This window comes from Microbulbifer thermotolerans, assembly GCF_900112305.1.
Taxonomy (GTDB): Bacteria; Pseudomonadota; Gammaproteobacteria; order Pseudomonadales; family Cellvibrionaceae; genus Microbulbifer; species Microbulbifer thermotolerans.
Genome location: NZ_FOKT01000004.1, coordinates 374,329 through 392,899 on the forward strand (window position 1 = coordinate 374,329; position 18,571 = coordinate 392,899).

At 56.2% G+C, this 18,571-nt stretch carries 16 protein-coding genes and 2 pseudogenes; 12 read left to right on the top strand and 6 right to left on the bottom strand.

What is annotated here, in order from left to right:
* The first annotated feature begins 37 nt into the window (after positions 1–37).
* On the top strand, positions 38–1,066 hold the full coding sequence (gene galE / locus BM155_RS08565; RefSeq protein WP_074902432.1) for a UDP-glucose 4-epimerase GalE: 1,029 nt from the start codon (positions 38–40) through the stop codon (positions 1,064–1,066).
* Between the two features lie 289 nt (positions 1,067–1,355).
* Positions 1,356–1,598 carry a hypothetical protein gene (locus BM155_RS17005; protein WP_139223183.1) on the top strand — a complete coding sequence of 81 codons (243 nt, stop codon included), beginning with the start codon at positions 1,356–1,358 and terminating at the stop codon, positions 1,596–1,598.
* 285 nt (positions 1,599–1,883) lie between these two features.
* On the opposite strand, the pseudogene BM155_RS08570 reads toward BM155_RS17005, so the two are convergent.
* Positions 1,884–2,342, bottom strand: a pseudogene (locus BM155_RS08570) (transposase); the annotation flags it as partial.
* A gap of 157 nt (positions 2,343–2,499) precedes the next feature.
* Here BM155_RS08570 and lepB point away from each other — a divergent pair.
* The 3 genes and pseudogenes from lepB to BM155_RS08585 all read left to right on the top strand — a co-directional run bounded on the left by lepB (position 2,500) and on the right by BM155_RS08585 (position 4,693).
* On the top strand, positions 2,500–3,261 hold the full coding sequence (gene lepB, locus BM155_RS08575) for a signal peptidase I (protein WP_082817353.1): 762 nt from the start codon (positions 2,500–2,502) through the stop codon (positions 3,259–3,261).
* Positions 3,262–3,390: 129 nt separating this feature from the next.
* Positions 3,391–3,534 (top strand): annotated as a pseudogene (locus tag BM155_RS08580) (transposase domain-containing protein); the annotation flags it as partial.
* Positions 3,535–4,090: 556 nt separating this feature from the next.
* The gene (locus BM155_RS08585) at positions 4,091–4,693 is read left to right on the top strand and encodes a CPBP family intramembrane glutamic endopeptidase (protein ID WP_074902438.1); all 603 of its coding nucleotides are present in this window, start codon (positions 4,091–4,093) and stop codon (positions 4,691–4,693) included.
* A 170-nt stretch (positions 4,694–4,863) separates the two neighbouring features.
* Here the strand turns inward: BM155_RS08585 and BM155_RS08590 are convergent, their stop codons facing one another.
* The 5 genes from BM155_RS08590 to BM155_RS08610 form a co-directional block, all read right to left on the bottom strand.
* On the bottom strand, positions 4,864–5,676 hold the full coding sequence (locus BM155_RS08590) for a symmetrical bis(5'-nucleosyl)-tetraphosphatase (RefSeq protein ID WP_067150817.1): 813 nt from the start codon (positions 5,674–5,676) through the stop codon (positions 4,864–4,866).
* A 23-nt stretch (positions 5,677–5,699) separates the two neighbouring features.
* Complete coding sequence (gene rsmA, locus BM155_RS08595) at positions 5,700–6,500, bottom strand: 16S rRNA (adenine(1518)-N(6)/adenine(1519)-N(6))-dimethyltransferase RsmA (RefSeq protein WP_074902441.1); 801 nt, start codon at positions 6,498–6,500, stop codon at positions 5,700–5,702.
* A gap of 49 nt (positions 6,501–6,549) precedes the next feature.
* Positions 6,550–7,536, bottom strand: a complete 987-nt coding sequence (pdxA, locus tag BM155_RS08600) for a 4-hydroxythreonine-4-phosphate dehydrogenase PdxA (protein ID WP_074902444.1) — start codon at positions 7,534–7,536, stop codon at positions 6,550–6,552.
* A 63-nt stretch (positions 7,537–7,599) separates the two neighbouring features.
* Complete coding sequence (locus BM155_RS08605) at positions 7,600–8,931, bottom strand: peptidylprolyl isomerase (protein ID WP_067150827.1); 1,332 nt, start codon at positions 8,929–8,931, stop codon at positions 7,600–7,602.
* Positions 8,931–11,519 carry an LPS-assembly protein LptD gene (locus BM155_RS08610; RefSeq protein WP_074902447.1) on the bottom strand — a complete coding sequence of 863 codons (2,589 nt, stop codon included), beginning with the start codon at positions 11,517–11,519 and terminating at the stop codon, positions 8,931–8,933. The genes BM155_RS08605 and BM155_RS08610 overlap by 1 nt, the downstream gene beginning before the upstream one ends.
* A 213-nt stretch (positions 11,520–11,732) precedes the next feature.
* On the opposite strand from BM155_RS08610, the gene BM155_RS08615 reads away from it, so the two are divergent.
* The 7 genes from BM155_RS08615 to trpD all read left to right on the top strand — a co-directional run bounded on the left by BM155_RS08615 (position 11,733) and on the right by trpD (position 18,535).
* Positions 11,733–12,806, top strand: a complete 1,074-nt coding sequence (locus BM155_RS08615; protein WP_074902449.1) for an aminoglycoside phosphotransferase family protein — start codon at positions 11,733–11,735, stop codon at positions 12,804–12,806.
* A gap of 44 nt (positions 12,807–12,850) precedes the next feature.
* Entirely contained in the window at positions 12,851–13,561 is a 711-nt protein-coding gene (gene murU, locus BM155_RS08620) for an N-acetylmuramate alpha-1-phosphate uridylyltransferase MurU (RefSeq protein ID WP_231902432.1), read from the top strand.
* A 16-nt stretch (positions 13,562–13,577) separates the two neighbouring features.
* A complete protein-coding gene (rpe, locus tag BM155_RS08625) occupies positions 13,578–14,243 on the top strand; it encodes a ribulose-phosphate 3-epimerase (RefSeq protein ID WP_074902452.1) in 666 nt (221 codons plus the stop codon).
* Between the two features lie 279 nt (positions 14,244–14,522).
* On the top strand, positions 14,523–15,998 hold the full coding sequence (trpE, locus tag BM155_RS08630; protein ID WP_074902453.1) for an anthranilate synthase component I: 1,476 nt from the start codon (positions 14,523–14,525) through the stop codon (positions 15,996–15,998).
* Between the two features lie 18 nt (positions 15,999–16,016).
* Entirely contained in the window at positions 16,017–16,865 is an 849-nt protein-coding gene (locus BM155_RS08635) for an ion transporter (protein WP_067150841.1), read from the top strand.
* The gene (locus BM155_RS08640; protein ID WP_067150844.1) at positions 16,862–17,440 is read left to right on the top strand and encodes an anthranilate synthase component II; all 579 of its coding nucleotides are present in this window, start codon (positions 16,862–16,864) and stop codon (positions 17,438–17,440) included. The genes BM155_RS08635 and BM155_RS08640 overlap by 4 nt, the downstream gene beginning before the upstream one ends.
* A 60-nt stretch (positions 17,441–17,500) precedes the next feature.
* Positions 17,501–18,535, top strand: coding sequence for an anthranilate phosphoribosyltransferase (trpD, locus tag BM155_RS08645; protein WP_067150847.1), 1,035 nt, complete (start codon positions 17,501–17,503; stop codon positions 18,533–18,535).
* Positions 18,536–18,571 lie beyond the last annotated feature (36 nt).

Below are 18,571 nucleotides of genomic sequence, written 5' to 3' on the forward strand. Positions count from 1 at the left end.
GCCTCTTGAGAATTCAAAGTGATTAAAGGAAGTTGCTATGGCGATCCTGGTTACTGGTGGGGCCGGTTACATTGGCAGTCACACATGTATCGAATTGCTTACTGCTGGCTGGGAACCAGTGGTGGTGGACAACCTGGTAAACAGCAGTAGCGAATCTCTGCACCGGGTAGAGATGATTACCGGACGCCAAGTGCCCTTTCATCAGCTGGATATTGCCGATGCCGATGGACTGCGGTCAGTATTTTCCCGCTACGACATTGATGCTGTCGTGCATTTCGCCGGCCTTAAGGCCGTGGGCGAATCCGTGGCGCAGCCACTGCGTTATTACCAAAACAATGTCAGCGGTACTTTGACGCTGTGCCAAGTGATGGAGGAGTTTGGTGTCCGGCAGCTGATATTCAGTTCCTCCGCTACCGTTTACGGCGATCCCGCCAGCGTCCCTATCCGAGAAGACTTCCCCACTGGCGCTACCAATCCCTACGGGGCGAGCAAACTGATGGTGGAAGACGTACTGCGCGATCTCTGTGCCGCACCGGATAGTGGCTGGAAAGTCAGCTTGCTGCGTTACTTCAACCCCATTGGCGCCCACGAAAGCGGCACCATTGGTGAAGACCCGCGCGGCATTCCCAACAACCTGTTGCCCTATGTGGCCCAAGTGGCGGTGGGGCGGCTGCCGCAGCTGCAGGTGTTTGGCGATGACTACGATACCCCGGATGGCACCGGCGTGCGCGACTATATCCACGTGGTGGACCTGGCCCGCGGGCACCTGGCAGCGTTGGAAAAACTGCGCCTGAGTGAAACGCCAGCGGGCTGCTACACCTATAACCTGGGCACCGGTCGTGGCAGCTCCGTATTGGAAATCGTGCGCGCCTTCGAGCAGGCTTGTGGTCGAGAAATCCCCTACAAAATAGCCCCGCGCCGCCCTGGAGATATCGCAGAATGCTATGCCGACCCGTCTCTGGCGGAAAAGGAATTGGGCTGGAAAGCGGAGTATGACCTGCAGCGAATGGTGGAGGATACCTGGCGCTGGCAGTCTAAAAACCCGAATGGTTATTCCGCGGAATAAAAGCAGATATCCCTCGCCTCTGATTAATATGTGTTCCACGCAGCGTTCAGGAACAGGAAAGAATATTTCCAGAAACTGATATATCAGTCGTATTAATCAGAGATCTCTCTCCTGAAAAGTTCCCCAGTTTTTCTAATCAATATACTTTCCTCAGCCGTTATCAGCGTCCGCCTCAGGAATGCTCGTCCGCATTTTTAAAGTGAAAAATGGTGGTTTGATCAGAGCATTTGTTTGTCTTTTATAAATTCGAATTACTGTTCGGTTTGTGTAATGGCGTGTAATAGATTGCATGTTGAATGAAGTGACTAGACGTTGTAAAAAATGTCTAAATGAAGACCGCATTCTTGCCGATGGTAGGCACCTTGAAAGCCTGTTGTTGAGAGAATATGAAAGTCAGCGACAATTGCTTACAGCGCAATTAGAGCGAAGTGAAAATATTTATCGACAGCAACAGCAGAATATCGAGCAGTGTATAGCCTCCACAGAAAAAGATTTGGCGCTGCTCGAGCAACAAATAAACACCCAAATTTAAATTTTACATGGTAAATAGTGGGCAAATATGAGTGAAATCTCTTACCATAAATTTTTTTTGCTTCTTGTCGTTGTTCTTTCAGTTTTAATGCAATTTATTGAAAATATTTTTATAAAAATTATTATTTTATCTGCTATTGTTCTTTTCGGTGTTTTCGGCATTGTTATTTATAGGAATCGATGATTATTTATCAAATTTGCGTATAGAGGGACCATTGAAATTAAGCCTTTTTTAAGAGTCTAGAGTTTAGGAAGGGGTTCAAAATTTTATGTCAGACAAGTAGTCTCATAGAATGATGTATTTCTCGAGGCGTTCCGCAAAGTGGATCGCCAGCTGTGACAGTGTCAGATTCCAATTCTGGATTGGGTGCGTCCAGCGCTCGGAGGCTTTCAGTATACCGACGTAGAGCAGCCTGAATAAGCTGTTCCCATTGGCGAAGCCACCCTTGGTTTTGGTCAGTTTTCGAAACTGCCTATGTGCGGCTTCGACGGCGTTGGTGGTGTAAATCGGTTTGCGTATGTATTCCGGATATTTGAAGTAGGCCGATAGTGTGGGCCACTTGCTGCGCCAGGATTTGATCACCATCGGCTATTTGTCGCCCCACTTAGCTTCCAGCTCGTCCAGTGCGCTCTCAGCAGCATTGAGTGTTGCCGCCTTGTAGACACATTTGAGATCCGCCATAAAAGTCTTCTGGTTCTTCGAAGACACGTACTTTATCGAATTGCGGATCTGGTGGATCACGCAGTGCCTTGATGGCGGCTTCCATATCGAAGGTAGGTTTGCTCATGGGGCATCTCTTTTTTGCTAATGGTAAAGAAATGACACGGAATTCTGAGCACTACATAGCTTAACGGGGTTGCCGTTTTTGCTTGATCATGCTAAGAGAGAGGTTTAATAGTAAGTGAGAATTATTTTGTACAGATTTGTAGGGCTAATAATAAACACTATTTTCCCTGGGATATCTGGAATTATTGTGGGTAGTCCGTTAGTGGCTTTATTGACACCCATATGCATTATTTGTGCAATATTTTTTGGGGCTTTCTTATGGGCTAAGTCTCCTTTTTATTTTTATGCTTCTTTTTTTATTGTGTTGATGTCGTACGCCATTTCGTCGTTAATTCTGTTTAAGATTAAGGAGGAGGTTAATCTAAAAAAAATATTATATTTATCTTTATATGCTTTCTTCTATTGTTTGCTTTTTTCCGTGAATCCTCCTCCATTCTATATAAGTGTGTTAAATGGAAGTTCATCGTATCCAAATTTGATCGATGGAGAAATTACGCTTGATGTTGGTGAAGGGTATGAAATTATTAGAGGGGATTTTGTGACTTTCAAATTTCCTGGAGGTGCATCTGCTTACTCAAAGCGAGTTATAGGATTGCCAGGAGAAAAAATATTTATTGAAAATGGAGTTGTTTATATAAATGATGTTCCTCTTGAAGAGAAATATAAAAATTATGATGGTACATGTTCTAAAAGCCAGCAATTAGGTCCAATTACGGTTCCGGATGATAGCTATTTTGTTCTGGGGGATAATAGATGTGGTTCTATAGATTCTCGTCATTATCATTATCCTTTTATTCAAAAAAATCAAATTTTGGGGAAGAAATTATATTTTATATGGTCTAAAGATATTTTTAAGCTAGGTAAGTATGTGCAGTGAATGCGATTCTTTTTATTATTTTTTAATACATTTTTTAGTGATATTCATCACCAATATGTAGAGTAAAAAAGTGTTCTTCGTAGAAGAGTGTACATCTATAGCATAAACAGACAGGCTGGGGACAGAACTTCAGCGACACTCTACAGCTTGATTGAAACCGCCAAACTATACGGGCACGAGCCGTACCGATATCTCAGGCAGGTGTTTACAGAACTGCCCAAGGCGCAGAGCGTGGAAGAGATAGAGCAGCTGCTGCCGTGGAATCTTGTCTGAACATAAGATGAGTAATGGCAATGGGGTGGTAGATTTACCGCTTACCTTGATCCAGTTGCTCTCAGTAGCAGGCAGAGATGTGACCAAGGAATTGAGCCAGATAAGTTCTTGGTGAAGTCAACAATCGATCACTTCCGGAAGAATCCGACAAGAGCTGGCCCGACAATTACGGAATTTTAATGTTCGCGGCTGGCGGAATGTTACCTGCAGGAAATTCGAGACGCCACATGGTGAGTTTTTGTCCGATTCCAGGTGGGGACTGTAAAAATAGAGATTTTTCAGCAGACAATTGGAGTTGTGTTGGATTTTCATTGGCTAATACAGGGCCGCTGGAGATCTAGCTCGCTCTAAACTCTAGTTATATATGAAAAGACAAAATATGCCTTGTTTTCAAGTAATAACTAACTATGGTGTGATATGAATTAAGCCGCAGTATTTTTAAGTAAAGAAGAAGGAAACGGAAATATCATGGAATCAACGTTTGAAAATAGCACCCCTGATGCTGGTTTAACTGCTGATCTCTCTTCGCAGCCAAAGCCTTGGCGCGCAGGGGGGAATGCCTGATCCGGCGGAAATTCAAGCTGCGGTGGCTGCACATTTGCAAACGCCGGCGGCTATAGTTGGCTCTTATCTGGTGCAGTTTTTTCTGATTATTCCGGTATTGCTGGCAGTGGCAAATTTCAAAACGCAGTCTCTCTGGTCGACATTGGCGGTGCGGCCTTTTGCGATTAAGTTGGTGTGGCTCTGGATTGGTTTGTTGCTGGTATTTCTGGCTGCGCAGTCTTTCCTGGTACGCCTGCTGGACGTAGCGCCGGGAGAATTTATGCAGATGCTGGCCGGAAGCCGTCATCTGCCATTGGTTCTGGTGATTGTTTTGGTGGCGCCTGTATTGGAAGAGTTGATTTTTCGCGGCTATTTGTTCACCGCTTGGCGGCAATCCCGGCTCGGCCTCACTGGCACTTTGCTGCTGACTTCCGCTCTATTTGCCCTTATGCACTGGGGGCAGTATCACTGGGTCCAGGCGGTTTTTATTTTTATTCTGGCTCTGATGCTGGGAATTGCACGGGAGAAAAGTGGCTCGGTGCTGTTGCCAATGTTGTTGCACGGCCTGAATAATTTGGCCAGTGCGATTGTGGTGATTTATTTGGGCATTCTTTAATGATTAATCCTCCTTCTTTTCCGTAGAGGGAGGAATAACCTCAAGAAAGCTTCAATTCAGATTTCTCTTGGGCCGGAAAGCAAGAATCCGCCAGGAGATTGGTTCAAGTGAAGGGGCAGCCCCGGCCTGCTACGGCGCGTATATGAGTTGATCAAGGACGCGGGGTACCCCTATAGGCTGCAATCCGCGCAGAAAAATTCTTCGTCGTTAAGCCGCATCGCGGTCAGGTATCCACCCCAGACGCAGCCGGTATCCAGGGCATAGACGTTGGGTGTGTCGGCTCTGCCTTCCAGTGCCGCCCAATGGCCAAAAATAATTTTGTCATTTTGGGTTTTGCGTTCGGGAAAGCTGAACCAGGGTTTGAAGTCGCCGTGGGCGGCAGCGGGGCCGCGCTTGGTGATCAGGTCCAGGGTGCCGTCGGCGGTACAGAAGCGCATGCGGGTGAAATAGTTGGTGATGCAGCGCAGCCGCTCGATACCAAGCAGGTGATCACTCCAGCGGTGTGGTTCATTGCCGTACATGCCGTAGAAATAGGCTTTTGCCATGGCGCTGTCGGCCAGCGCCCGGTGGACTTCGCTGGCGAGTGTCAGCGCCTTAGTGACACTCCACATGGGGGGAATACCGGCGTGCACCATGGTGAATCCCTTTTTGTGCACCACCAGTGGCAGGCTCTGGAGCCATGTAAGTAGCTTGTCGGCATCGCGGGCCGCGAGTACTTCGGCGAGATCCTTTTCTTTGTCCGTCAGGCGTTTGGCGCCGTGGGCCAGAGCCAGGAGATGCAGATCGTGGTTGCCGAGTACAGCGGTGATCTGGTCGCGGTGCTGGTAGAGGAAGCGCAGCGTGCCCAGGCTGTCAGGTCCTCTGTGCACCAGGTCGCCGGCCAGCCACAGTTTGTCCCGGTCGGGGCGGAAGTGAATTTTTTTCAGTAGTCGTTGCAGCGGCTCAAGGCAGCCCTGAATATCGCCGATGGCATATGTGGCCAAAACGCAACCTCAATGCTTTTCTGTTATTTGCTGTCGAGTTCTGCGCAGTAGTTTGCCAGTTGTACAAATTCCTGCACGCTGAGCGTTTCCGGGCGGCGCCCGGCATCTATGGGTAGTTGATTTGCATCCAGGTCAGGATACAGGGGTTTTAGGCCGTTGCGGAGGGTTTTCCGGCGCTGTTGAAAGGCGATGTTGACGATGCGTTCCAGTAATTTCTCGTCCCGTGCGGTGTGGGGCTGAGTGGTGTGGGGTGTCAGGCGCACGATTGCGGAGTCGACTTTGGGGGCGGGGCGGAAGGATTGCGGCGGCACGGGAAAGAGTCCTTGCACGCGGCAGAAGTATTGCACCATAACGCTGAGGCGACCATAGGCTTTGCTGCCGGGAGTGGCGCCGAGACGGTCCACCACTTCTTTTTGCAGCATAAAGTGCATATCTTGTATCGCGCCGCGGAAGCCGAGTAGGTGGAACAGCAGAGGTGTAGAAATGTTGTAGGGCAGGTTGCCCACGATGCGCAGCTTGTTGTCGCCGGCAAATTCTCCGAAATCGAATTTGAGCGCGTCTTGTTCGATGATTTGAAACTGTTCGTAGTTGCGGAATTTGAATTTCAGCGGCGGTATCAAATCCCGGTCCAGCTCTATCGCGGTGAGCGATGGGCAGCGGGCCAGTAGCAGCTGGGTGATCGCACCCTGACCGGGGCCGATTTCGACCAGCCGATCACTTTCTCTGGGCGCTACCGCGCGCACTATTTTTTCGATGATATTTTCATCGACGAGAAAATTCTGGCCGAAGCGCTTGCGCGCCCTGTGTTGGAAAAAGTTGTCCATCAAATCATGCTCGCCTGCGCACAGGTATTTACAGAGGAAATCAGTGAGGTTATAGATTGCGCAGCCTGACCAATTGAATGGCCTGGGACAGCGCCGCTTGCAGACTGCCACTATCGGCAATGCCCTGGCCGGCGATATTGAGGGCGGTACCGTGGTCCACGGAAGTGCGGATAAACGGCAGCCCGAGGGTAATGTTTACCGCGTGGCCGAAGCCCTTGAATTTTAACACCGGCAGGCCCTGATCGTGGTACATGGCCAGCACCGCATCGCAGCGCGCCAACTGCGGCGGAGTGAATAGGGTATCCGCGGGCAGCGGGCCGGTAAGCTGAATCCCCAGGGCGCGGAGCTTGTCCAGTGTTGGGCCTATGATTTCAATTTCCTCGCGCCCCAGATGCCCGCCTTCGCCAGCGTGGGGGTTGAGGCCGCAGACGGCGATGCGCGGTACGTCGATGCGGAACTGATCGCGCAGGCTGCGGTGCAGTATGGTGATTGTCTGCTCCAGGTGCGGGCCTGTTATTGCGGCACTCACATCCTTGAGTGGCAGGTGGGTGGTGACCAGGGCCACGCGTAAATCTTCAGCCGCCAGCATCATGACCACCCGCTCCACGCCGGCCAGGTCGGCGAAGAATTCTGTGTGGCCGCTAAAGGGGATTCCCGCATCGTTGATGACCCCTTTGTGGACCGGGCCGGTCACCAGGGCGTCAAAGCGCCGCGACAGGCAGCCTTGGGCAGCACTGCTCAGAGTCTCCAAGACATAGGTTGCATTGGACTTGTTTAATTGGCCTGCCACAGCGGGCTCGGCCATGGGGACCGGCTGGATATAGAGGCTGCCGGCGGGTGTGACAGCGGGAGGCTCGGAGGGATCGAAGGGCAAAAGCCGGAGCGTCTGGCGCAGCTGTGCCGCGGTTTTTTCCAGCAGTTGCGGATCGCAGACCGCGATCACTTGTGCGGGGCTGCCGATGGAAGCGAGCTTTATCGCCAGTTCCGGGCCTATACCGGCGGGTTCGCCGGGGGTGAATGCTATTCGGGGGATCATGCTTGCCAATGCCGCCAGAATGGAATGCGAAGGCGCCGGAGCCTCCGGCGCCTGTCGGAACTCTTAGTCCTGGGATTTCTCCTGCATGTCCGGCAGATTGATTTCCACATAGGCTTGGTCGCGGATTTCGCGGCGCCAGTTCTGCAGCTCCTCCTCGTAGCGGCGGTTGCGCAGCAGGTTGGCGGCCTGGTTGCGGATGTACTGGTCTGTCATGTCCTGTTTGCGGCGGCCTTCTACCTTCAGAATGTGCCAACCGAACTGAGAGCGAAAAGGCATGCTGATTTGGCCTACCGGAGTGTTGTTCATAGCCTGGGTAAATTCGGGTACGAACTGGCCGGGCATGGACCAGCCCAGATCGCCGCCCTGTAGCATGGTGCCGATATCTTCGGAGTTTTCCCGTGCCAGCTTGGCGAAGTCGGCGCCTTTTTCTATTTGCTCACGAAGTTCGACAAGCTTGTTGTAGGCATCATCGTCGCTGAGGATGGCGGAGGGTTTGATCAGAATATGCCGCACCTTAGTCTGTTCCACCACCTGCTCGGTTGCACCGCGCTGAGCGTGGATCTTGAGCAGGTGGAAGCCCGCATCGCTGCGGAATGGGTCTGTGACATCGCCCACCTTGAGCCCTTCTAGGGCGTCGGCGAACAGGGTCGGCAGTTCCACTGTCTTGCGCCAGCCTAGGTCACCGCCGGAGAGGGCGTTTTGGCCGGCGGAGTTGGCGATGGCCAGACGGCGGAAGTCGGCGCCTTCACGGGCCTGCCGGGCCAGTTGCTCGGCTTTTTCCCGCGCCTTTTTGACTTCGTCGGCGGGGGCACTGGAGTTGACGGGGATCAGGATGTGGCCCAGTTCGTACTGGGGGGACTTCCAAAATTCGCCTTCCTTGGAGCGCAGAAAGTTGTCGATATCCTGGTCGGTGATCTGGATGCGGCGGTTAACACTGCCCTGCTCGACGCGGCGGATCAGCATTTCCTGGCGGATTTGGTGGCGGAAGTTTTTCATGGAGATGCCGTCGGCAGCCAGCTGCTGACGGAAGGCTTCCGGACTCATACCGGCGTTTTGCTGTACCCGAGCGATGGCTTGATCGAGCTCCGCTTCGGAAATGGTGACGCCGGCGCGTGCGGCCATTTGCAGCTGCAGTCGCTCGATGATCAACTGCTCCAGCACTTGGCGGCGCAGTATGTCGATGGGGGGCGCCTGTACCTGCTGGGCCTGGATCTGGCTCATGATGGTGTTGAGACGCTGTTGCAGTTCGCTGGCCATCACCACGTCGTCGTCGACCACGGCGACGACGCGGTCGAGCGTCTGTACTTGGGCGGAAGCGGCGGTCGCCACCAGGGCACAGAGCGCAACCAGCGCCATCAGGCCGCTCTTAAGCGCGGATTTCTGCATTATTGTCATCACTGTTTCAGTACTTCTCTTTGATCAAAATTGGCGATGCCCTGGCTCAGCATATTGGAGACGGTGCTGCCCAGTCCGGCTAGCCCTTTCAATTGGAGTTCCAGATAGACGCCTTCGTCGAATTCCAGATCTTCAGGATCCACCACGTCCGCCAGATCGTTGTCGAGAGATCGGCGCCACACCAAGCGCGCGCGGTAACAGCAGCTGTCATATTCGACGCCGGCAAGGTATTCCAGTTCCCGGTCGTAGGTGAAGTCGTAGTTGGCTCCGGCCAGTATAGAGGTGTGGGCGTTCACGGGTAAGACGGCGGAGACGTTGCCCTGGCGGATGGATTCATCTGTCACTTTGCCATTTGTCAATATGATTTCGTCGTCATCGCGCTGGTAGACGTAGCCCAGGTTGAAGATGCGGAGCTTGTCGTCCAAATAACGCAGGCTGAAGTTGCCGCGGTTGATGTTGTGTTCGCTGTCATCGTAGACGATCTCGCTGGCGATGCGCAGCGGCTGGATTGGCCGGCTCTCCAGGCGGGCGGCCAGTTCCGAGCGGGGTGATGCTTCGATAAAGTCGCTGGTACCGATTCGCGCGTCGTCGGAATAATAGATCTGGCCGATACTGGCGGACAGTAGGTCGCGCCCGCTGCGCGGGTCGATAAAGCGCGTGGTCAGGCCCAGGGCCACGCGGTCGGCGTCGTCGATGCGGTCGTTGCCGGTGAAGCGGCTGTCGCGGAACAGCTGGTCGTAGCTGAAGGTGAACAGGGAGGTGTCGAACAGCAGGTCGTTGCCGCCGTCGAGAGCATCCTCGCTGATATCGATAAAGTCGTCCTGGTCGGCATCGCTGCTGACCAGGGCGAAGAGCCGCGGCTCCAGGGTCTGCACGTAGTCGTGGCCGAAGGCGTATCCGTCGCGCTCGAAGAAAAGTCCCGTATCCAGCGTGAACTGTGCTGCGGAAGCCTCGGGGGTGTCACTGGTCCCGGTTTTCAGGAATTGGTCGTCCAGGTTGTAGCCCAGGTAGCGGGCTGCAACGCCGGGCTTGATATAGCCCCACAACCACTGCTTGTCCCAGTAGAGTTCATAGTCCAGTCGCACCCGCTCGCCGGTGACGAAGTCGCGCGTGCTCTCGGTGACGCTGTCCGGGTCGTCGGTGTCGGCGATATAGCGGATGGTTTGGGTTTCGTCGTGGTCCCAGGAAGTGATCTCATTCTCCAGCGACAGCTGCCAGTTTCCCCAGCGGTAGTTGCCGTCTACATCCAGGCGCGGTAGCTGGGCGTAGGTATCGAATTGGTCCTTTTGCAGCAGCTGGTAGTCCTGTGTGCGCAGCGTCGCCCGCCAGTGGTCGTTGCTGACGCTGGCCTGGATGGTCTGGTTGACTTTGGTCTCGGCGGAGACGCTCAGGTTGGCGGTGTCCAGATCCCGGAAGTAATCCGGGTCGCTGACTTTGGTGTAGTCGATCTCGGTGCGCCAGAAGCTGCCGACGCCCCCCTGTTGCTCGATATTCAGCAGCCAGCGGTCGGTGCCTTTGGCTGGCAGTACCAGGTCCTCAGGGAAACCCGCATCAATCAGGTCGCGGGCATCTTCATCGTCGCCGCCCTTGTCATCCGGCAGGCCGGCGAGGCGGATTTCCGTGTTGAACATGCGACTCAGGTGGCGCACCTCTACCTCGGCGCCCGTGCCCCGGTACTGGATATAGCGGGGCACAATGGTGGCGTCCATTTGCGGAGCGATGTTCCAGTAGTATGGAATGGCGATATCCCAGCCATTTTCGCTGTTGTTGCTGATGCTGGGAAAAAGCAGGCCGGACAGGCGCGCGTCCCCCACCGGAAAACGGAGGTAGGGAAAGTAGAAAATCGGTACATCGGCGATTTCCAGGCGGACGTCGCGGGCTACCCCCTGGCGCTCGACGCTGTCGATCGTGATCTCACCGCCGCTGACGCGCCAGATCTCCTTGCCCGGCTCACAGCGGGTATAGTTGCCCTGAGTGAGGGTCAGTTCTCCACTGGCCTCTCGCGCGGCTTGGTTCGCGTGTCCGTGCACAAAGGCATCGTGCACGACATAGGTCGCGTCCTCAATGGCTGCAGCCTTGCTGTCCGTGTGTACCTCCGCGGCGCTGCCTCGCACCAGCAGGTTGGGTTCGCGCATTTCGATGCTGCCGCGTAATTGGGCGGTGTTTTCACTGCGGTTAACGTCCACCTGATCGGCGAATAATTGCCGGTACCCCTGGGTGACGTGCACATTGCCGCGCAGTTGGGCGGTGCCGTCTTCCAGCCAGATGGATTCGTCGGCGGTGGCGCGCAGCGGTGCCTCGTCGGGGGTCAGGTGCGCGTCGGGGTAGTTTCGCTGCGGTTCCACAAAGGCGCCGGAACAGACGGCTGGCATGGTGGCGCGCTGCGCCGGTGTTAGTTGCCACTTGGGCAGCCAGTCCAAATAGAGATAGGGATTGTATTCCGCGTCAGTCGGCGCGGAGCCATCCTGTACTTCGGTAGCGTTGGCCCACAGCGGTTGCGCGGCGATCAGGCCGATAGCGAGCGAGCGCGGGCGATAAATTCGTCCAATTGCCAGCGCCAGGCGGCGCCACCGGGAAACTTCCAGCATCAGGTGATATGTTCCGGCTATCTCTAGTGTTTTTTTGAAGAGGGGCGTGCGCCGGGGCGCGTGAAAACAGCGGACGATTCTACTTGAATGTGCGCCGTGTTGACACCAACTGGTGGGAGCACAGTGTAAATCTGCGGGAATTCGCCGCTGTCGCTGGACGCAACTCGCGGCCCGGTTACAATGCGGCCAAATTAATTGGAGTAGTAGCGGCGCATGAGAGAGCCTTTCACAGGCGAGGAGTCTGTCACGAAAGACAATACAGATAAAAGGCTCGAGGCTCTGAGCCAGTGGGCCGGCCGCGCGCTGCGCACAGGTAGCGTGTTGCGGCTGCGGAAACTGGCCGGTGACGCAGGCTTCCGCCGTTATTTCCGCGCCGGAACCGAGCCGCCACTGGTCGCAGTGGATTCTCCCCCGGAGCGCACCAATCCGGCGCGGTTTGTGGCGATAGCGGACTATCTGCGCCGCTACGGTATCCACACGCCGATGGTCGTCGCAGCGGATGTCGAGCGCGGGTTTATGTTGCTCGAGGACCTGGGGGACAAGCAGCTGCTCGGCCAATTGAATGACGACAGTGTGGAGACACTGTACGCGGAAATGCTGAGCGAGCTGCTGTGCCTGCAGCAGATACCGCCGGCCGAGAATCTCTTGCCGTGCTACAGCCGTGAACTGCTGTTGATGGAGATGCGGATACTGCCCGAGTGGTTGGCCAACCGGTTACTCGGTTACTCGCTGGATACAGCTGAGGAGCAGTTGGTGGAGCAAACCTTCGCTCTGTTGTTGGACTCCGCCTGCGAGCAGCCCAAGGTACTGGTGCACCGGGATTACCACAGCCGCAATCTGATGGTCCGCGATGGCGAACGGCCCGGCGTGCTGGATTTTCAGGATGCTGTCTGGGGGCCGGTCACCTATGATCTGGCCTCGCTGCTGCGGGACTGCTATATACGCTGGCCGCGGGAGCGGGTGGAGCACTGGGCTTTGACCTATGCTGCCACCGCGGAGGCGGCTGGTGTGCTGGAGCCGGTACAGCCCGGTACCTTTTTGCGCTGGTTTGACTGGATGGGGTTGCAGCGGCATATCAAGGTGTTGGGTCTTTTCCCGCGCCTCTATCTGCGCGATGGCAAACCGGGGTATCTGCCGGATCTGCCGTTGGTCATTCGCTACACCTTGGAGGTGTCTGACCGCTACCCGGAATTGCGTCCCTTCGCCGATTGGTTTCGCGAACGACTGCTGCCACTGGTTGAGCGCCAGGAGTGGTATCGGGATTACCGCAGTGCCGGTAACCGCTGAGCGTCCGCGGCAGGAAAGAGTAACTGTACAGATTTTACACATACATGATCGATTCCCTTTCACCTGATCCGGCGCCCACTGCCATGGTGCTGGCCGCCGGATTCGGCAAACGCATGCGTCCCCTGACTGACCGTACGCCCAAGCCGCTGCTGCCGGTAAACGGCAAACCGTTGATTGAATATGCGCTGGAGCGGCTGGCCGCGGTGGGGGTGAAGCAGGTGGTGATCAACCTCGGATATCTGGGCCATCGGATTCGCGAGCACCTGGGGGACGGCTGCCGCTGGGGGGTGCGGATTTGCTACTCGGTGGAGCGGGAAGAGGAGCCGCTGGAGACCGCGGGCGGAATAATCAAGGCGCTGCCCTTGTTGGGCGATGGTCCCTTTTTCGTCGTCAACGGCGACGTCTGGTGTGACTTTGACCTGTCGCACTGGTTGGCGAGGCCCCTGCCTGCCGGTTGTCCCGGCCGCCTGCTGATGGTTCCCAATCCGCCCCATAACCCAGAAGGGGATTTCGGTATCGAAAACGGCTTGCTGTCCGGCACCGCCAAGCCCCGCTACACCTTTTCCGGTATCAGCTGGTTGCGTCCGCAGGTGCTGACGGAATACCCCCGTGCACGCGAGTGTTTTGGACTGGGGGAAGTACTTACTTACAACGAAGAGCGCCTGCAGGCGGAGGTTTACGAGGGCGACTGGTGTGACGTGGGCACTCCGGAGCGCCTCGAGCGTTTGGATCAGCGCCTCAAAGGCAACCTATAAACTGAAGGATATTGCTATGTCGGATTACAAGATTGCCCCTTCCATTCTCTCCGCCGATTTCGCCCGCCTCGGTGAAGAAGTGGATGCAGTGCTGGCCGCCGGTGCCGACTGGGTGCATTTTGATGTGATGGACAATCACTACGTGCCCAACCTCACTATCGGTCCCATGGTGTGCCAAGCCCTGCGCAAGCACGGGGTGGAAGCGCCCATCGATGTGCATCTGATGGTGGAGCCGGTGGACGATATGATCCGTATGTTTGCCGATGCCGGCGCCACCTATATCACGTTCCACCCGGAGGCTTCGCGGCATGTGGATCGCTCGTTGCAGCTGATACGCAGCCTCGGCTGCAAAGCGGGGCTGGTGTTCAATCCGGCCACGGGTCTGGACGCGGCCAAATACGTAATGGACAAACTGGATATGATCCTGCTGATGTCGGTCAATCCGGGCTTTGGTGGCCAGAAATTTATTCCCACGGCCTTGGATAAGTTGCGTGAAGCGCGCGCATTGATCGACGCTTCCGGCCTGGATATCCGCCTGGAAATCGACGGCGGTGTCACCCGGGACAATATCGCCGAGATCGCCGCCGCCGGTGCCGACACCTTTGTCGCCGGTTCCGCCATCTTTAATGCGGATGACTACGGTGAAGTGATTGACGCCATGCGGAGGAATTTGGCGCAGTAACGCATGAGGGCGGAGAAGCGTGTGTTTCTCCGCCCGCTGAACCCCCTTGCCCACCCCGATCGGGATTTGTACACTTGAGCGCCTGCAACGAGGGAATGTCCGTGAACACTAACGCCTGCACCCATTGGGCCCCCCAAAACACCAGCTGGCGATGGCGCCGCTGATCCGCTGAGGTCATCCGGTACGGGTACCGGTCGGCCGTCTTTCCCGCGGGCACCTTAGGAATCCCGCCCGCCAACCGAATTCCGAAAAGCAATTTTGAACTCTGGAGTCGTCGCCATGACCCCAAGCGAATACGCCCAACTTGTGTCTGCGGGCTACAACCGCATACCGCTGGTGCGCCGTGTGCTGGCGGATGTCGAAACCCCCTTATCCACCTACATCAAACTGGCCGCGGGCCCTTACAGCTATCTGCTGGAATCGGTGCAGGGCGGTGAAAAATGGGGGCGCTATTCCATTATCGGCCTGCCGGCACGCACCCTGCTGCGGGTGTGTGGACACGAGATCACCGTCGAGCGCGACGGTGAGGTGATAGAACGGTGTGAGTCCGCCGACCCACTGGCGTTTGTTGAAGAGTTTCAGCGCCGTTACCGAGTGCCGGAGCTGCCGGATCTGCCGCGTTTCAACGGCGGTCTGGTGGGCTATTTTGGCTACGACTGTGTGCGTTATATCGAGCCGCGCCTGGCAGATAGCGCGCCGCCGGACACCCTTGGAAACCCGGATATACTGCTGATGGTCAGCGATGAACTGGTGGTGTTCGACAACCTGGCTGGCGCGGTGATCTTTATTGTGCACGCCGACCCGGAGCAGGAAGACGCCTATGATCGCGCTCAATCCCGGCTGGACCAGCTGGTCGGCAAATTGGCGCAACCGCTGCCGGCTATGGTGCCGCTGGATCTCAACGGTGCCGGCATCGATGAGTCGGCGTTCAAGTCTCATTTTGGCGAGGAGAACTTCAAGCGCGCCGTCGATCGGGTCAAGGAGTACATACTCGCCGGTGACGTGATGCAGGTGGTGCCCTCCCAGCGGTTGTCGGCGCCCTATGAAGCCCCGCCGCTGAACCTCTACCGCGCCTTGCGCAGCCTGAATCCCTCCCCGTACATGTATTTCCTCGACCTGGACGATCACCAGGTAGTGGGTTCCAGCCCGGAAATCCTGGTGCACCTGGAGGCGGGGGAAATGACCGTGCGGCCCCTGGCCGGTACCCGCCGCCGCGGTGTCACTGAAGAAGAGGATCGCGCTCTGGAAGAGGAGCTGTTGGCGGACCCGAAAGAGATTGCAGAGCACCTGATGCTGATCGACCTGGGCCGCAACGATGTGGGTCGGGTGGCGCAGACCGGCAGCGTGCGGGTGACCGAGCAGATGGTGGTGGAGCGCTACTCCCATGTTATGCACATCGTCTCCAATGTGACCGGTCAACTGAAATCTGAGTTGGGAGGCATCGATGCACTGCGCGCGGCTCTGCCGGCGGGTACGCTGTCCGGCGCCCCGAAGATCCGCGCCATGGAGATTATCGATGAGCTGGAGCCGGAGAAGCGCGGTATATACGGCGGTGCCGTGGGCTATTTGGCGTGGAACGGCAATATGGATACCGCTATCGCGATACGCACTGCGGTAATAAAGAATGGGCAGTTATATATCCAGGCCGGCGCCGGCTTGGTAGCTGACTCACAACCCCAGTCCGAGTGGGACGAAACCATGAACAAGGCGCGCGCGCTTTTCCGTGCCGCAGCCATTGCGCTTTCCGGAGTGTAATCGACAAGATCACCAGCGATGAACGAAGTTAGTATTTCGCAGAAACCGACCTTTGCCGAGCAGTGCAAGCGCCTCGCTGAAGCACCGTTGTTCCACCGAGTTATCATTGGCCTGATCCTGCTCAACGCCGTCGCCGTGGGCCTGGAAACCTCTACCTGGGTCACCGAGCGTTTCGGCGGCCTGCTGGGGGCGATCAATCAGTTGATATTGATGGCCTTTGTCGCCGAGGCCGCGGTCAAAATGGCCGCTCATGGCAGCCGCCCCTGGCGCTACTTTGCCAATGGCTGGAACTGCTTCGACTTCGCAATTATCGCGCTGAGTCTGATACCGGCCGCCGGCCCTCTGGCGACCCTGGCGCGCCTGGTGCGGGTGCTGCGGGTACTGCGCCTGGTCTCGGCTTTTCCCGAATTGCGCCTGCTGGTGGACACCCTGTTGCACAGCCTGCCGGGCATGTTCCACATAGCGCTGTTGATGACGATTATTTTCTACATCTATGGCGTGGCGGGTTATTTCCTTTTCCACGACGTGGATCCGCTCCACTGGCGCAGCCTGCCAATCGCGCTGCTGACTTTGTTCCGCATCGTCACGCTTGAGGACTGGACTGACGTTATGTACACAGCTATGGAGTCCCTGCCATGGGCCTGGCTCTATTTCGTCAGCTTTGTGGTCATGGGCGCATTCGTAATGATCAACCTGTTTATTGGCGTAGTGTTGAATAATCTGGAGGAAGCCAAGCTGCGTCGCCTGGACGAGCTGCGGTTGCCGCCAAGCCATACCGAAATACTGCGCGAGCTGCGCGCCACCCAGGACGCGCTTGCACGCCTGCAACGCCGTATAGAGCAATCCGGAGAAGGGGCCGAGCAATGATATTGATGATCGATAACTACGATTCCTTCACCTGGAATCTGGTGCAGTACCTGCAGGAATTGGGTGCGCATGTGAAGGTGGTGCGCAACGATGAAATTGCGGTCGAGGATATCGACGCGCTGGCCCCGGAAAAGATTATGATTTCTCCCGGCCCCTGCACGCCCAATGAAGCCGGTATTTCTATGGACGCTATCCGCCGTTATGCAGGGCGGATTCCGATACTCGGAATTTGTCTCGGCCATCAGAGTATCGGCCAGGTGTTTGGCGGTAAGGTTGTTCGGGCGCGCCAGGTAATGCACGGCAAAATTTCTCCGATAGTGCACAACAATCTGGGGGTGTTCCACGGCCTGTCCAATCCCTTTGAGGCCACCCGCTACCATTCTCTGGTTGTGGACAAAGACAGCCTGCCGGAGAGCCTGGAGATTACTGCTTGGACAGAAACGGAAAACGGCGAAATAGACGAAATCATGGGGTTGCGCCACCGCGAACTGGCGATTGAGGGGGTGCAGTTTCACCCCGAATCCATTTTGACTCAGCACGGCCACGATATGCTGAGAAACTTTTTGCAATCCTAGGGGGGGCGCCGCGAGGCACCTCGTACCCGCACTCTTTTTGAGCCTTGGGGGGAAGAAAGAATGAATATCCAAGAGGCCATCGCCAAGCTGGTTGGCGGCGAACACTTGAGCCGTGCGGAGATGCGCGAAATCGTGGGCCAGATTATGCGCGGCGAGGCCGCAGAAGCGCAAATTGGTGGCCTGTTGGTTGCCTTGCGCATTCGCGGTGAGACAGTCGATGAAATCGCCGGTGCGGTTGAAGTTATGCGCGAACTGGCGAAGCCGGTGGCACTGGATCTGACCAATGCGGTGGATATCGTCGGTACCGGTGGTGACGGTGCCAATCTGTTCAATATCTCCAGCGCCGCCAGTTTCGCCGCCGCCGCCGCGGGTGCCCGGGTGGCCAAGCACGGCAACCGCTCTGTGTCATCTTCCAGCGGTGCTGCCGATCTGCTCGAGCAAGCGGGTATTTATCTGGAGCTGACACCGGAGCAGGTAGCCCGTTGCGTGGATGCCATCGGTGTCGGCTTTATGTTTGCGCCCAGTTATCACAGTGCTGTGCGCCATGTGGGGCCGGCCCGCAAGGCGCTGGGCATGCGTACCATTTTCAACCTGCTGGGCCCCTTGACCAACCCCGCCGGTATCAAGCGCCAGGTAATCGGTGTCTACGACAAGCGCTATTGCCGCCCGATCGCGGAAGTCTTGCAGCGCCTGGGTTCCGAGCACGTGCTGGTATTGCACAGCGACGATGGCCTGGACGAGGCCAGCCTCGCCGCGGACACCCTTGTGGTGGAACTGAAGGGTGGCGAGCTGTACGAGTGGACGCTCCGTCCGGAGGACTTCGGTATCAAACGGCAGAGTCTCGATGGTCTCAGTGTATCCGGAGCCGCCGAATCTCTGGCTCTGATTGGCGATGCGCTGGGCAAGCGCGCCACTGAAGCCGGGGGCAAAGCCGCCGACATTATCGCCCTGAACGCCGGTTTAGCCGTTTACGTCAGTGGCGTCGCTGACTCCGCGGGGCAGGGTGTCGACATGGCCCAGGATGCCATAGCCAGCGGTATCGCCGGTGAGAAAATCAAAGACCTGGCCGCTTTCACCAGCGCCTTCCGCTCTTAATCGCGTTGAGGGACAACAGCCATAAGCCAGGGGGAA

Excerpts from the sequence above, each read along its gene's own strand:
- galE (WP_074902432.1), top strand. The coding sequence starts at position 38 with ATGGCGATCCTGGTTACTGGTGGGGCCGGTTACATTGGCAGTCACACA.
- BM155_RS17005 (WP_139223183.1), top strand. The coding sequence starts at position 1,356 with ATGTTGAATGAAGTGACTAGACGTTGTAAAAAATGTCTAAATGAAGAC.
- BM155_RS08585 (WP_074902438.1), top strand. The coding sequence starts at position 4,091 with ATGCCTGATCCGGCGGAAATTCAAGCTGCGGTGGCTGCACATTTGCAA.
- rsmA (WP_074902441.1), bottom strand. The coding sequence starts at position 6,500 with ATGGACAACTTTTTCCAACACAGGGCGCGCAAGCGCTTCGGCCAGAAT.
- pdxA (WP_074902444.1), bottom strand. The coding sequence starts at position 7,536 with ATGATCCCCCGAATAGCATTCACCCCCGGCGAACCCGCCGGTATAGGC.
- BM155_RS08605 (WP_067150827.1), bottom strand. The coding sequence starts at position 8,931 with ATGACAATAATGCAGAAATCCGCGCTTAAGAGCGGCCTGATGGCGCTG.
- BM155_RS08610 (WP_074902447.1), bottom strand. The coding sequence starts at position 11,519 with ATGCTGGAAGTTTCCCGGTGGCGCCGCCTGGCGCTGGCAATTGGACGA.
- BM155_RS08615 (WP_074902449.1), top strand. The coding sequence starts at position 11,733 with ATGAGAGAGCCTTTCACAGGCGAGGAGTCTGTCACGAAAGACAATACA.
- murU (WP_231902432.1), top strand. The coding sequence starts at position 12,851 with ATGATCGATTCCCTTTCACCTGATCCGGCGCCCACTGCCATGGTGCTG.
- rpe (WP_074902452.1), top strand. The coding sequence starts at position 13,578 with ATGTCGGATTACAAGATTGCCCCTTCCATTCTCTCCGCCGATTTCGCC.
- trpE (WP_074902453.1), top strand. The coding sequence starts at position 14,523 with ATGACCCCAAGCGAATACGCCCAACTTGTGTCTGCGGGCTACAACCGC.
- BM155_RS08635 (WP_067150841.1), top strand. The coding sequence starts at position 16,017 with ATGAACGAAGTTAGTATTTCGCAGAAACCGACCTTTGCCGAGCAGTGC.
- BM155_RS08640 (WP_067150844.1), top strand. The coding sequence starts at position 16,862 with ATGATATTGATGATCGATAACTACGATTCCTTCACCTGGAATCTGGTG.
- trpD (WP_067150847.1), top strand. The coding sequence starts at position 17,501 with ATGAATATCCAAGAGGCCATCGCCAAGCTGGTTGGCGGCGAACACTTG.